This window comes from Jidongwangia harbinensis, assembly GCF_020216025.1.
GTDB classification, from domain to species: Bacteria; Actinomycetota; Actinomycetes; order Mycobacteriales; family Micromonosporaceae; genus Actinoplanes; species Actinoplanes harbinensis.
This window is the reverse complement of sequence record NZ_JAIWNC010000014.1, coordinates 45,636-59,732: the sequence shown is the minus strand read 5'-3', so window position 1 is coordinate 59,732 and position 14,097 is coordinate 45,636. Positions and strand designations below refer to the sequence as shown.

Annotated in this window: 10 protein-coding genes; 4 read left to right on the top strand and 6 right to left on the bottom strand. The window is 73.3% G+C overall.

The genetic code is table 11. The features are described 5' to 3' along the window. Positions 1–603: 603 nt before the first annotated feature. The 3 genes from LDL48_RS20090 to LDL48_RS20080 are packed head-to-tail and all read right to left on the bottom strand — an operon-like array spanning position 604 to position 3,785. Positions 604–1,257 carry a ribonuclease FAU-1 family protein gene (locus LDL48_RS20090; protein ID WP_225256713.1) on the bottom strand — a complete coding sequence of 218 codons (654 nt, stop codon included), beginning with the start codon at positions 1,255–1,257 and terminating at the stop codon, positions 604–606. Next, the gene (gene proS / locus LDL48_RS20085) at positions 1,257–2,663 is read right to left on the bottom strand and encodes a proline--tRNA ligase (RefSeq protein WP_225256712.1); all 1,407 of its coding nucleotides are present in this window, start codon (positions 2,661–2,663) and stop codon (positions 1,257–1,259) included. The genes LDL48_RS20090 and proS overlap by 1 nt, the downstream gene beginning before the upstream one ends. Positions 2,664–2,708: 45 nt before the next feature. Next, positions 2,709–3,785, bottom strand: coding sequence for an amidohydrolase family protein (locus tag LDL48_RS20080; RefSeq protein ID WP_225256711.1), 1,077 nt, complete (start codon positions 3,783–3,785; stop codon positions 2,709–2,711). A 76-nt stretch (positions 3,786–3,861) separates the two neighbouring features. On the opposite strand from LDL48_RS20080, the gene LDL48_RS20075 reads away from it, so the two are divergent. Further along, the gene (locus LDL48_RS20075; RefSeq protein ID WP_225256710.1) at positions 3,862–4,692 is read left to right on the top strand and encodes a hypothetical protein; all 831 of its coding nucleotides are present in this window, start codon (positions 3,862–3,864) and stop codon (positions 4,690–4,692) included. A gap of 13 nt (positions 4,693–4,705) precedes the next feature. Here the strand turns inward: LDL48_RS20075 and ffh are convergent, their stop codons facing one another. Then, positions 4,706–6,274 carry a signal recognition particle protein gene (gene ffh, locus LDL48_RS20070; protein WP_225256709.1) on the bottom strand — a complete coding sequence of 523 codons (1,569 nt, stop codon included), beginning with the start codon at positions 6,272–6,274 and terminating at the stop codon, positions 4,706–4,708. A gap of 63 nt (positions 6,275–6,337) precedes the next feature. Next, entirely contained in the window at positions 6,338–6,577 is a 240-nt protein-coding gene (locus tag LDL48_RS20065) for a hypothetical protein (RefSeq protein ID WP_225256708.1), read from the bottom strand. 261 nt (positions 6,578–6,838) lie between these two features. Between LDL48_RS20065 and LDL48_RS20060 the strand changes: the two genes are divergently transcribed. The 3 genes from LDL48_RS20060 to LDL48_RS44565 are packed head-to-tail and all read left to right on the top strand — an operon-like array spanning position 6,839 to position 12,116. Further along, positions 6,839–8,746, top strand: coding sequence for a stealth family protein (locus LDL48_RS20060; protein WP_225256748.1), 1,908 nt, complete (start codon positions 6,839–6,841; stop codon positions 8,744–8,746). Positions 8,747–8,760: 14 nt separating this feature from the next. After that, positions 8,761–10,023: a nucleotide sugar dehydrogenase gene (locus LDL48_RS20055; protein ID WP_225256707.1), complete on the top strand. Its 1,263-nt coding sequence runs from the start codon at positions 8,761–8,763 to the stop codon at positions 10,021–10,023. After that, positions 10,020–12,116: an acyltransferase family protein gene (locus tag LDL48_RS44565; RefSeq protein WP_225256706.1), complete on the top strand. Its 2,097-nt coding sequence runs from the start codon at positions 10,020–10,022 to the stop codon at positions 12,114–12,116. Before LDL48_RS20055 ends, LDL48_RS44565 begins: the two co-directional genes overlap by 4 nt. Here LDL48_RS44565 and LDL48_RS20045 read toward each other — a convergent pair. After that, complete coding sequence (locus tag LDL48_RS20045) at positions 12,096–13,964, bottom strand: glycosyltransferase family 4 protein (RefSeq protein ID WP_225256705.1); 1,869 nt, start codon at positions 13,962–13,964, stop codon at positions 12,096–12,098. The genes LDL48_RS44565 and LDL48_RS20045 overlap by 21 nt on opposite strands. Between the last annotated feature and the right edge of the window lie 133 nt (positions 13,965–14,097).

Below are 14,097 nucleotides of genomic sequence, written 5' to 3'. Positions count from 1 at the left end.
GCGGCGACCCGGCTCGCTCCGCATCGCCCCGGGGTTGAGGTGCGGCAAGGAGCGCCACCTCCGCCTCGTGACGTGGTCCAGCGGACGCGCCCGGCCCCGACCGCGCGGCGCTCCCGGAGGGTCAGGCAGATCCAGGAGGTCACGGCAAGGTCCGGCGGAACGCGGCGCGTGGCAAGCTCCGCCGGCCGCGCCTGGTTCCCTCGATGCGGAGTGCGTGTGGCTTTCGGATGCGGAGCGCACCGCGCCTCCACACGCCGGGCACCAGGCGACCGGGCGTGTCGAGTTCCGGTGCGGAGCGAACCGTCTCGCCACACGCGCTTCGGCCCTGGGGCCGTCGCACGACGCGGACACGACTGTCACGCGGCTCGACTCGGGCGGCCCGACGGCGACCGGCCGGTGGTACGACCTGATCATCGTCGCGGTCACCCGCCACGACCTGCCCGACTTCCCCACACCCGGGCGGGTATCCGCCGGCGCAGTGGCGTGACACGGTACCCGGGAGATCATCGCGGATGTCGCCGCGCTGCCGGGCCGGCTCATGGTCGGCGCTCCCACCGCGGGCCGTCGGTGTTCCAGCTGCCGGTGCCGCCCTCGTGACCCGGGTCAGGGGCGTGCGGCGGTGGGACGGTCCCAGCCGGGTGGGAGGTCGGGGACCGGCCAGGACGGGTCGGGGGTGAAGTCCGTCCAGGTGCCGTCGAAGGGGAACTCGCCCGCCTCCACCTGCTTGATCACCCGGCGGCCCTCGGCCCACACGGCCTGCTCGTCGGGCACCCAGTAATGCTCCGGCAGCGCCAGGCGCTCGGCGAACTCGTCCTCGTCCTTCCAGCGCCAGGTGCGGTCCGGCGCGACGTCGACGTCCAGGTCCTGGTCCACCACGTCGATCCCGGCCACGGCGCCGTCGTCCCAGCGGACCGCGCGTTCCTCCAGGTTGACGTACCAGCCGGCGAAGCGGCCGGCGTCGTCGCGGAAGAACCACACCGAGTGGTCCACGTCCGGCGGCACGAACTTGAGGATGCCGGGACCCTCCCAGGTGTCGGAGACCATGCGCCGGCCCAGGGTGGCCCACTCGGCGAACGGCATCGCGCGGACGCGGCGGCCGTCGTCCGCGACCTCGTACACCACCGGGGTGCCCCGGGCCACCCAGAGCAGCAGGCCGCGCTCGTCGTCCGCGACCACCCGGCACGGCCGCACGTTGACCACGCGGCCGTGCTGGGTGTTGCGGTACAGGACGGTGCGGCCGGGGTGGAACCGGTGCATCAGTAGGAACGCGCCAGGATCGCGACCAGTCCGGGTTCGTCGTCCGAGTCGGGCATGGTGCCGTCCTCGCGGACCAGGCAGCGTACGGTCACCGCCTTGCCGTTGGCCTCGGCCTCGCCGTCGTTGCCGACCGCCGCCCAGGGGACCCGGGCCCAGCCGGTCTGCGCCGCCTCGATCGCGTCGCCCAGCGTCTTGACCTCGACCGTGTTCTCCTCGCGGAAGGCCAGCGCGTCGTCGTACAGGCGCTGCTGGTCGGTCTCCAGCGCGGCGGTCACCTCAGCCACCACCGCGTCCAGCGCCACCGGCGACTTCGTGCCGTCCACCCGGCGGGCCACCACCACGTTGCCGGTGGCCAGATCGCGCGGGCCGACCTCGATGCGGACCGGAATGCCCTGCAGCTCGGCGTCCACGGCCCGGCGGCCGAACGGCACGTCGGCGCGGTCGTCGAGGCGCACGCGGACCCCGGCGGCGGCCAGGTCGTCGCGCAGCCGGGCCGCGGCCTCGACCACGCCCTCACCGGCCTTGACCACCATGACCTGCGCCTGGATCGGCGCCAGCCGCGGCGGCAGCCGCAGGCCGTTGTCGTCGCCGTGCACCATGATCAGGCCACCCATCATCCGGGTGGAGGTGCCCCACGAGGTGGTCCAGGCGTGCTCGACGGTGCCGGCCGAGGACGAGTACGTGATGTCGAACGCCTTGGCGAAGTTCTGCCCGAGCTCGTGCGACGTGCCCATCTGCAGCGCCTTGGTGTCGCGCATCATGGCCTCGACGGTCATCGTGTTGGTAGCGCCGGCGAACCGTTCACCCTTGGTCTTGCGACCGGGCACCACCGGGATGGCCAGCATGTCCACCATGAAGCCCTCGTACACGTGCTTGTGGATCTCCCGCGCGTAGCGGCGGGCGTCGTCCTGCGTGGCGTGCGCGGTGTGGCCCTCCTGCCAGAGGAACTCGGTGGTGCGCAGGAACGTGCGCGGCCGCAGCTCCCAGCGCACGATGTTGGCCCACTGGTTCAGCAGCAGCGGCAGGTCCCGGTACGAGTCGACCCACTTGGCCATGAACTCGCCGATCACGGTCTCGCTGGTCGGGCGCACCACCAGCGGCTCGGCGAGCTGCTTGCCGCCGGCGTGGGTGACCACCGCGAGTTCCGGCGAGAAGCCCTCCACGTGCTCGGCCTCGCGGCGCAGGTAGCTCTCCGGGATGAACAGTGGGAAGTACGCGTTCTGGGCGCCGGCGTCCTTGATCCGGGCGTCCATGTCGGCCTGCATGCGCTCCCAGATGGCATACCCGGCCGGTCGGATGACCATCGTCCCCCGGACCGGCCCGTTGTCGGCGAGCTGTGCCTTGGCGATGAGGTCCTGGTACCAGCGGGGAAAGTCCTCCGCACGGGGAGTGAGCACGCGAGCCATGACGCGACATCCTAGTGCGCCCACCCGACCGCCCTTCCGGCCAGGTCACTTCACGACGCGGCCGCGCAGGATGATGCGCGCGGGGTGGCGGACGACCGGCAGGTCGGTGCGCGGGTCGGCGGGGTAGACGACCAGGTCGGCCAGGCCGCCTTCGGTCAGGCCGGGAAAGCCCAGCCACTCCCGGGCCCGCCAGGACGCGGACGCCAGCACGTCGGCCGCGGGAATGCCGGCCGCGTGCAGGGCCAACATCTCCTCGGCGGCCAGTCCGTGCCGGATGCCGCCGCCCGCGTCGGTGCCGACGTAGACCGGCACGCCGGCCTCGTGCGCGGACCGCACCACCTCGGGGAACCGGTCGCGCAGGGCGAGCATGTGGTCGGCGTACCCGGAGAACTTGGCCCGCGCGTGGTCCGCGATGGTCCCGAAGGTCCGGATGTTGATCATCGTGGGTACCAGCGCGGTCCCCCGGCGCGCCATCTCGTCGATCAGGTCGAGGGACAGACCGGTGCCGTGCTCCACCGAGTCGACCCCGGCGCGCACCATGATCTCCACGCCCTCCTCGGAAAACGTGTGCACCGCGGCCCGGGCCCCGGCGGCGTGCGCGGCCTCGACCGCGCCGGCCATGGTGGCGGCGTCCCAGGACGGTGCGAGATCACCCACCGAGCGGTCGATCCAGTCGCCGACCAGTTTGACCCAGCCGGTGCCGGCCTTCGCCTGGGCGGCGACGGTCGCGGCCACGTCCGCCGCCGCGACCTCGATGCCGATGTCGCGCAGATAGCGCCGCGGCGGCGCGACATGGCGGCCGGCCCGGACCAGCCGCGGCACGCCGGGGTCGTCGTCCAGTTCGGGATAGGGGTACGGCGACCCGGCGTCACGCAGCGCCAGCACTCCGGCGTCGCGGTCCTGGGCGGCCAGGTCCCGTGCCTCGTCGAGGCTCTGGATCGGCTTCGCCCCGTACGCGATGCCGAGGTGGCAGTGCGCGTCCACCAGCCCGGGCAGGATCCAGCCGCCGTCGCTGACCGTCTCCGCGCCGGCCACCGGCTGGTACGTCACCCGGTCCCCGACCAGCCAGAGATCCCGGACCTCACCCTCGGGGAGCACCGTCCCGCGTACGTGCAGAGTCATGACCAAGTCCTACCCGACGGCGTGAACTCCTGTCGCGCGCGCTCCGTTGTACGGGCACGAAACTCGAGGAGCGGCCATGACGAATCCGACCCTGCCCTTCCACCACGCCCCGGCGCCGGCCCAGCGGCTGAGCCGCAGTCGCCCCCTGGCGGGCTACGTTCTCGCCGCGCCGCCCGGGGGTGTCAGCAATCTGCACGAGGCCGCCAACTTCCTCAACAGCCTCGGCTCGGCGGTGGGTCTGGTCTCCAACATTCCGCAGCTCAGCCCCGCCCAGGGCAGCAACATGAACGCCGGCGGCACGCTGGCGAGCGCGGTCACCAGCATCGGCATTCTCGCCGCCCTGTGCGTGAACGGCGAACTGCGCAAGGATCCGTACTACTCGGCGGCGCACACCCTGAATGCCCTGGTCACCTCGTCCAAGGCGGGACTGGACTTCGCCGCCGCGGCGGGCCTGTCCAACGCGCAGACGGAGACGGCGCAGGCGGTCATCTCGGCGGTGTCCGCCGCCCTGCAGCCGGTGATCTGGGGCACCAAGCCGAGCGAGACGAAGGCGCTCGGACAGGAGTACCGCAGCGTGCAGTCCACCCCGACCATCGTGCCGCTCGAAGGGATCACCATCGTCGGCGCGCCCCGCACGTACGCGAATCCGGCGGCCGCCTTCGCCAACCGCTCCACGTCCCCGGCCTCGACCGCCGGGAGCTACACCACGGCCGACACCAGCATGTACTGGACGCCGCGCCGGTCCTCGTCCCCGGTCCAGGAGACGCCGCACGCCACCTACGCCCGGGGTTACGAGCGGCACGGGTTCCCGCAGCCGAACGACACCGGGATGTCCAGCTCGTTCGCCCCGGCCCAGCACGGAACGCTCGGGCCGACGCCACGGGCCAAGCGGACCACGTCGCCGTAGCGCTCGATTCCGCCTACTTGCCGCCGTCCTTCTTCGGCTTGTTCAGCTTGTTGAAGTCGAGGTTCGGCAGCTTGAACCCGGGCGGCAGGCCCTGGCCGCCGGCCAGGGCGTTCGGGTCCATCCCCGGTGGGAGCTGCGGCATCCCGCCGGGCAGAGCCCCCGGGAATTTGGCGCCCGGCATGCCCCCGCCCACCCGGGGACGGTTGCCGCCCTTCGTACCCTTGCGCTTGTTCTTCGGGCTCTTCGTGGCCTTGCGCCGGCCCGCACCGGGCAGGCCCATCATGCCGCCCATCTGCTTCATCATCTTCTGCGCGTCGGTGAACCGGTTGAGCAGCTGGTTCACCTCCATCACGGTGACCCCGGAGCCGTTGGCGATGCGGACCCGGCGGGAGCCGTTGATGATCTTCGGGGTGGTGCGCTCCTGCGGGGTCATCGAGCGGATGATCGCGGTGACCCGGTCGAAGTGGCTGTCGTCCAGCTCGGCCAGCTGGTCCTTCATCTGGCCCATGCCGGGCATCATGCCGAGGATGTTGGCGATCGGTCCCATCCGGCGGACGGCGATCAGCTGGTCGAGGAAGTCCTCGAGGGTGAACTGCTCGCCACCCATCAGCTTCGCCGTCATCTTCTCCTTCTGATCCTCGTCGAAGGCCTGTTCGGCCTGCTCGATGAGGGTCAGCACGTCGCCCATGCCGAGGATGCGGCTGGCCATCCGGTCGGGGTGGAAGACGTCGAAGTCCTCCAGCTTCTCGCCGGTGGACGCGAACAGGATGGGTTCGCCGGTGACGTGGCGGACGGAGAGCGCGGCGCCGCCGCGGGCGTCGCCGTCGAGCTTGGAGAGGACCACGCCGGTGATGCCGACGCCGTCGCGGAACGCCTCGGCGGTGGTCACCGCGTCCTGGCCGACCATGGCGTCGATGACGAAGATGGTCTCGTCCGGCCGGACCGCGTCGCGGATGTCGCGGGCCTGCTGCATCATCTCCGCGTCGATGCCGAGCCGGCCGGCGGTGTCGACGATGACGATGTCCTTGGCGGTCCGCTTCGCGTGCTCGATCGAGTCGCGGGCGGCCTGCACCGGGTCGCCGACGCCGTTGCCGGGGAACGGCGCGTAGGCGTCGACCCCGGCCCGGCCGGCCAGCACCTGGAGCTGGTTCACCGCGTTCGGGCGCTGCAGGTCCGCCGCGACCAGCAGCGGCTGGTGTCCCTGCCCCTTGAGCCAGCGGGCCAGCTTGCCGGCGAGCGTGGTCTTACCGGAGCCCTGCAGGCCGGCCAGCATGATCACGGTGGGCGGCTGCTTGGCGAACTGCAGGCGCCGGCCCTCGCCGCCGAGGACGGTGATGAGCTCCTCGTGGACGATCTTGATGATCTGCTGCGCCGGGTTGAGCGCCTCGGAGACCTCCGCGCCCCGGGCGCGTTCCTTGAGCGCGGCGATGAACGCCTTGACCACCGGCAGCGCGACGTCGGCCTCGAGCAGGGCGAGGCGGATCTCGCGAGCGGTGGCGTCGATGTCGGCGTCGGTGAGCTTGCCCTTGCCGCGGAGCTTGGTGAAGATCCCGGAGAGGCGGTCACTCAAGGTGTCAAACACGGCGCAACTTCCCGTTGGTGAGCGTGGCGGAGATGCCGCAAGCCTAGCCGCCCCGGCGCAGACCTACCGGTTGCGCATCCGGTAGGTGCGGGCGGCGGCCTCGATCCGGCGCTGGGTGCGGGTGCCGGGCGCCACCGCACGCTTGGCCTTGCCGTACAGGTACACCCCGCCGCCGACCACGACCGCACCCACGATCAGGTACGCCAGCGCGCCCACCAGCGCCTGCAACAGGTTGATCGCCACCCAGCCGACCACGACCACCCCGGCGATCGCCGCCACCAGGTATGCCACGCCCTTGCCCATCTCGGCCTCCCGAACCAGCCCCGGCCGGTGCACCCGGCCCGACCTCCACCATGCGCCCACGGTGCAAGCCGCCGCATCGGCCGTAACCCCGATCTCTCCCGTAGGGGTGGCCCGGGCCGGATTCGCCCTCGGGGGGTGCCCCGGATGGCGTATACCGCTGGTAACAGGCGTCACTTTCTTCACGTCCGTGGCGGCTTGGCGCAGATGTCTGTAACGCCGGTATCGACCGCAACCTTCCGATGAACAGCGGCGTTGAGGCTCGTGACCGGGATGGCGGAGATCGCCGGGGTCCGGCCCACAGACAACCGGCGGAAGGACGACGGCGTGCCCCTGCGGCGGCTCCTGCGACTGGCACCCTGGTCGGTCCGGCGGCGCATCCTCGACGCGGTACGCGACCGGGTCCTGCCGCACCTGCCGGCCGGTCAGCGCCTCCGGGTCGCCTGCCGGGTGGTCCCGATCGCGCCGCCGCCCCGGCTCCGGTCCGCCGCGGAGACCGACCGGCCCCGGGTCCGCTCCCCGCACGGCCGGTTCCGGGCCCGCCGCGACGACACCGCCAGCCCCGCCTCGGTCCGCCGGGACAACGTCGACCGGGTGGTCACGGCGCTCGACGCGGCCGGTGTCGACTGGTTCCGGATCCCGGCCCGGTCGTTCACCCACACCGCGGTGGCGGTGCCGGAGCGGGACCGGGACCTGGTCGTCGGCCTCCTGGAAGACCTGACCGCGGCCGACGCCGGCCGGATCGAGGTGGTGCAGGGACCCGGCCGGGGCGCCGGACGGCGACGGCGCCGCGGCGCGCAGGTGCTCCGGGTCTGCTGGCCGGTCACCGACTCCCGCGGCAGCCTGGTCCTCGGCCCGGACCTGGGCTGCGAGGTCGAGTTCTGGCGGGAGCGGGACGGCAACCTGCACGGGCCGCGGCCCAACCCGGTGGCCGACCTGGTGCCGGCGGACGAGCCGGTGGTGACCGCGCCGGAGACGGCGTTCAGCGAGTTCTGCCCGCCGGACGAGACCGCCGGGTACCGGACCCGCGCGGTGTTCACGTCGGGCAGCCCGGACCGGGTCGACTTCCCCATCGACGTGGTCTACACCTGGGTCGACGGCGCCGACCCGGCCTGGCTGGACCGCAAGGCCCGGGCGGTGCGCGAGAACCCGTGGGTGGCCGAGGTCAACGACCAGGCCGCGAACGACTGCCGGTACATCTCCCGCGACGAACTGCGCTACTCGATCCGCTCGCTGCACTGCTTCGCCCCGTGGGTGCGCCGGATCTTCCTGGTCACCGACGACCAGGTGCCGGCCTGGCTGGACACCGACCAGCCGCGGATCACGATGGTCAACCACCGGGAGATCTTCGGCGACACCGGCCGGCTGCCGACGTTCAACTCGCAGGCCATCGAGTCGCGGCTGCACCGCATCCCGGGACTGTCCGAGCACTTCCTATACCTCAACGACGACGTGGTGCTGGGCCGGCCGGTCGCACCCACCACGTTCTTCACGCCGGGCGGCCTGACCCGGTTCTTCCCGTCCAGCGCCCTGGTCGACTCGGCGCCGCGCCGGCCCACCGACCCGCCCCCGAACTGGGCCGGCAAGAACAACCGCCGCCTCATCCAGCAGGCGTTCGGCCGGATCCTGACCCGCAAGATGATGCACACCCCGCATCCGTCGCGGCGCAGCGTGATCGCCGAGATCGAGGACCGCTTCGCCGAACACGTGGACGCCACCGCGGCACACCAGTTCCGGCACCCGGACGACGTCGCGCTGCTCTCCTCGCTGCAGCAGTACTACGCGTACCTGACCGGGCGGGCCGTGCCGGGCGAGATCCGGTACATGTACACCGATCTGGCCGACTCGGCGACCCCGTTCAAGCTGGCCCGGCTGCTGCGCAACCGGCACCTGGACGCGTTCTGCCTGAACGACACGGACTCCGCCGACGCGATCGCGCGCCTGCAGGCCGAACTGCTGGCCGCGTTCCTGCCCGCGTACCTGCCGTTCGTCTCGCCGTACGAGCGGGCCGGCGGACGGCCCGCCGCCGCGCCGCCCACCGTGCTCCGCACGCCGGTGGTGGCCCGGCAGGCCTCCCGCGCCGCCGACCCGCACCCCACACCGGACCCGCTGGCGGCCTTCGATCTCTCGCTGCCGTACCAGGGCGAGCGTCCGCCGGTTTCCCCGACTTGAGAAGGAGCACTGCCGTGACATACGACGTCGCCGTCCTCGGCCTCGGCTACGTGGGCCTCCCGCTCGCCCAGCAGGCCGCCCGCGCCGGGATGACCGTGCTCGGCTACGACGTCGACCCGGGCGTGGTGACCTCGCTCGCGGCCGGCCACTCGCACGTGGACGACCTGGCCGGCGCCGACATCGCCGAGATGCTCGCCGCCGGCTTCCGGCCGACCACCGACGAGACCCTGATCGGTGCCGCCCGGACCGCGGTGATCTGCGTACCCACGCCGCTGTCCGAGGGCGACGGCCCGGACCTGCGCGCGGTTCTCGGCGCCACCGAGGCGGTGGGCCGCAACCTGCGGCCCGGCATGCTGGTGGTGCTGGAGAGCACCACCTATCCGGGTACCACCGACGAACTGGTCCGCCCGGCGCTGGAACGGCTCTCCGGGCTGGTCGCCGGCGTCGACTTCCACCTGGCGTTCTCGCCCGAGCGGATCGACCCGGGCAACGAGACGTTCGGCGCGCACAACACCCCCAAGGTGGTCGGCGGCCACACCGGCGCCTGCGCGGACCGGGCGGTGGAGTTCTACGGCCGGTTCGTCGAGACCGTGGTGCGCACCCGCGGCACCCGGGAGGCGGAGACCGCGAAGCTGCTGGAGAACACCTACCGGCACGTGAACATCGCGCTGGTCAACGAGATGGCCCGGTTCTGCCACGAGCTGGACATCGACCTGTGGGACGTGATCCGGGCCGCGGCCACCAAGCCGTTCGGGTTCCAGGCGTTCTATCCGGGGCCGGGCGTAGGCGGGCACTGCATCCCGATCGACCCCAACTACCTGAGCCACAACGTACGCAGCAAGCTCGGCTACCCGTTCCGGTTCGTGGAGCTGGCCCAGGAGATCAACGCGACCATGCCGGCGTACGTGGCGCGGCGGGCGCAGAACCTGCTGAACGCGGACGGCCAGGCGGTGCACGGCGCCTCGATCGTGCTGCTCGGGGTCACCTACAAGGCGAACATCGCGGACCAGCGGGAGTCGCCGGCCACCCCGCTGGCCCGGCACCTGATGACACTGGGCGCGCACGTGAGCTACCACGACCCGTACGTCGGGACCTGGCAGGTGGGTGACGAGCCGGTGCCGCGTACCGACGACCTGGACGGCGCCTGCGCCGCGGCCGACCTGGTGATCCTGGTCCAGCAGCACCGCGGCTACGACGCCGACCACCTGGCCGGCATCGCCAAACGGTTCTTCGACACCCGCGGCGTGACCAGCGCACCGGAGGCGCATCGGCTGTGACCGTCACGCGGTTCACCGTTCCGCGCCCGGCCCGGCGAGCCGCGGCCGGGAACGCGCCGGTCGCCGCGCGCCCCCGGCGTACCGGGTACCGGCGCGACATCGAGGGGCTGCGCGCGGTCGCGGTGCTGCTGGTGGTGCTCTACCACTGCGGGGTGTCGCTGTTCGGCGGCGGCTATGTGGGCGTGGACGTCTTCTTCGTCATCTCCGGCTTCCTCATCACCGGCCTGCTGCTGCGGGAGGTGTCCGCCACCGGCACGATCTCGATCGCCGGCTTCTACGCCCGCCGGTTCCTCCGCCTGCTGCCGGCCGCCGCGCTGGTCACCGCGGTCACCGTGGCCGCCGCGATCGCCTGGCTGCCTCCGCTGCGGTCGCCGCAGATCGTGCTGGACGGGCTGTTCGGCACGCTGTACGGGCTGAACTACCGGATGGCCGCGGCCGGCACCGAGTACCTGAACGCGGACGCCGCCCCGTCGCCGCTGCAGCACTTCTGGTCGCTCGCGGTCGAGGAGCAGTTCTACCTGGTCTGGCCGCTGGTGCTGCTCGGCGCGTACGCGCTGGGCCGCCGCCGCCGGGTACTCGCACCGGCGATCGCGGTCGTGGTGCTGGTCTCCTTCGCGGTGTCGGTGTGGCAGACCGGCGCGAACTCCACCTGGGCGTACTTCGGGCTGCACACCCGCGCCTGGGAACTGGGCGTGGGCGCGCTGGTGGCGGTGCTCGGCCTGCGCCTGCCGCGCCGCGCCGCCACCCTGCTCGGCGGGGCCGGGCTGGCCGCCGTCCTGCTCGCCGCGGTGCTGTTCACCGCCCGCACCCCGTTCCCCGGGTACGCGGCCCTGCTGCCGGTGGCCGGTGCGGCGGCCGTCCTGATCGGCGGTGCGTCCGCGCCGTCCGGGCTGCTCGGCGAACCGGTGCTGCAGGCGGTCGGGCGGTTGTCGTACTCCTGGTACCTGTGGCACTGGCCGTTCCTGATGATCGGCCCGTACGCGCTCGGGGTCGCCCCCGGCCGCACCGTGCACCTGCTGCTCGCCGGCGCCGCGCTGGTCGCCGCGGCGCTCACCTACGGGCTGGTGGAGAACCCGGTGCGGCACTGGGCGGCGCTGCGCTCCCGGCCGTGGCGGGCGGTCGGCGCCGGGCTGCTGGTCACCGCGCTCGCCGCCGCCGGGTACGCGGTGCTCGGCGCCTCGGACGTGGGCCGGGCCGGGCTCGGCACCGGCTACCTGGCCCCGGCCGCCTCCGCCCCGCCGGACGGCCTGGCCCGGCTGCTGGCCGACGGGGTGCGCACGCCGGCGGTACCGGCGAACCTCACGCCGCCGCTGGCGGAGGCGGCCGCGGACCGGGCCCGGCTGTACGCCGACGGCTGCTCCGGCGGCTTCACCGACGCCGAGGTGAAACGCCCGTGCGTGTACGGCGATCCGGCCGGCGCCGAGACCGTGGTGCTGTTCGGCGACTCGCATGCCGCGCACTGGTTCCCGGCCCTGGACGCGGTGGCCCGCGAACGCGGCTGGCGGCTCGTGGTGGTGACCAAGAGCGCCTGCTCGGCCGCGTCGGTACGGATCTTCCAGGCCAAGCTGAACCGGCCGTACAACGAATGCGTGGTGTGGCGCGAGTCGGTCTGGGGCTACCTCGCCTCGCTGCGTCCCAGCCGGATCGTGCTGGCGTCGGCCGCCGGCGGTGGCGCCGTGGTCGACGACTCCGGTGCGCCGGTCACCGATCCCGGGTACGCGGACCGCACCTGGATCGACGGCTGGGTCCGGTCCGCCGGCAAGGTGGCCGCCACCGGTGCGCGGGTGTACCTGCTCGAGGACACGCCGTACCAGGCCGGGGACACCGCCGAGTGCCTGTCGGTACACCTGCGCGACCCGCGGGCCTGTGTGGTGGACGCCGGGTCCGCGCTGCCGTACCCGGAGCGGCGCCGGGCGATCGCCGCCGCGCTGCGGGCCCGCGGGGTGACGGTCGTCGACCCGCTGCCCTGGTTCTGCACCCGGCAGGCGTGCCCGGTGATCGTCGGCAACATCCTGGTGTACCGGGACGCCAGCCACGTGACCGCCACCTACGCCCGGACGCTGGCGCCGATGCTAGGCGCCGCTCTGCGCTGAGCTGAGCGGGGCGCCGGTCAGCTCGGCGTACACGCGCTGGTAGATCCGCGCGTTCGCGGCCCAGGTACGTTCCGCGCGGACCCAGGCGGCGCCGGCGTCGGCGAGCCGGCGCCGGCGGTCCGGATCGGCGATCAGGTCGCGCAGCACCCCGGCCAGCGATTCCACGTCGCCGGCCCGGAACAGCTCCGCCGCGCCGCTCTCCGCGGCGATCGACGCGAGCGCGCGGACGTCGGAGAGGACCACGGTACGGCCGGTGGCGAACGCCTCGAACGGCTTCAGCGGCGTCACCAGATGGCACACCTCGACCGGGCGCCGCGGTACCACGAAGATGTCGATCAGGCTGTAGTAGTCCAGCACCGCGTGGTGCGGCACCTGGCCGGTGAAGTGCACGTCGGGCAGGTCCCGCGCGGCGGCCTCCAGGTCGGCCCGGACCGCGCCGTCGCCGACGATCAGCAGCGCGGTCGCCGGGGCCGTCGCCTTCACCCGGGCGTACGCGGCCACCAGTGTGTCGATGCCCTCGTACTCGGCCAGCGACGAGATGTAGCCCAGCACCACCGTGCCCGGGGCCAGGCCGAGGCGGCCGGCCAGGTCGGCGTTGCGCCGCAGCACCGGGAACGCGTCCACGTCCACCGCGTTCGGCACCACCTCGATGCGGTCCCGCGGTACGCCGCCCGCGACGATCCGGTCGGCCATCACCTCGGCCAGCGTGACCACCCGGTCCGCCTGCCGCCGCATCCGGTCCTCGATCTCCCGGCGGCCCAGGTACAGGTCGGGCAGGCCGTGCCGCTCGGCGAGCCGCGCCAGGTCCCAGCCGTACCGCTGCTCGGAGCGGGACAGCCAGGTCTCCTCCCAGAAGCCGCGCGACTCGTAGACCACCGGGATGCCGTACGCCCGGCCGATCGCCACCGCGGTGAGCGCGTTGGTGTAGTCGCTGGCCGCGTGCAGCACGGCCGGCCGCAGCTCGCGGACCAGCGCGGCCACCCCGGTCACGTGCGCGGCCAGCCAGGCGTCGTGCGGCACCGTGTCGTAGTCGGGCCCGGCCACCCGGTGGTACGCGATCCCGTCCACCACCTCGGTGCCGGCGCCCTCGGTGAAGCCCATCCGGGTGACCACGTGCGGGTCCAGTCCGGCGTCCCGCTGTGCCGTGGCGATGTAGTGGGTGCGCAGCGTGTAGCCCGCCTGCACCCGCGGCAGCGACTTGCCGACCAGGTGCAGCACCCGGCCCGGTACCGGAGCCTCCGGCGTCCCCGACGGCACGGCCGGCACGAACTCCCCGGACAGCACCGCGATCTCGCCGCGCAGCGTGGTCCGGACCCGGTGGTCCAGTTCGGTGCCGCCGTGCGCCACGCAGAACTCGGCGAGTTCCGCGGCCGGCCGGTAGTAGCCGCGCCGCTGCAGGTGGTCGCGCAGCCGGCGGACCACCCACAGCGGGTATGCCGCCAGGTCGCCGCGGCGGGTCAGCCGGTACGCCTCGAGGGCGTCGCCGCGGCCGACCAGGTTGCGCAGTACCAGCGGACCGAGGTCGGCCGGGAACTCGCGGCCCAGCAGGGCGCTCTGGTCGTACAGCTCGGTGGCCAGGGCGGCCTGCTGACGGCGGTGCTCGGCCAGGCGCTCCCGGGTCGCCACGGCCCGGGCCAGCAGTCGCCGTACCGCGGCCCGGACCCGGCGCAGTTCCACCAGCACCAGCGCCAGGCCGGCCGGCAGGACGGCCAGCGCGGCGGTCAGCGCGGCCCAGGACCGGGTCGCCGCCACCGCGATCAGGGTGGCCGCCAGGACGCCGCCGAGCATCCCGTAGGCCGCGCGCCGGGGAAGGCGGCGGACGGCACCGATGGCGCGTCGGGTGAGCATGGCGACTCCTCTGGCGGATGCCGGTCGGGGAACGTACGCGATCTCCTCCTGGAAACGAGGCCCATGCCTGATATGTCGCGCCGGACCGCCGGAAGCGGTCCGAGTCCCCGCGGACGGGTGCCGCGTTGTACCG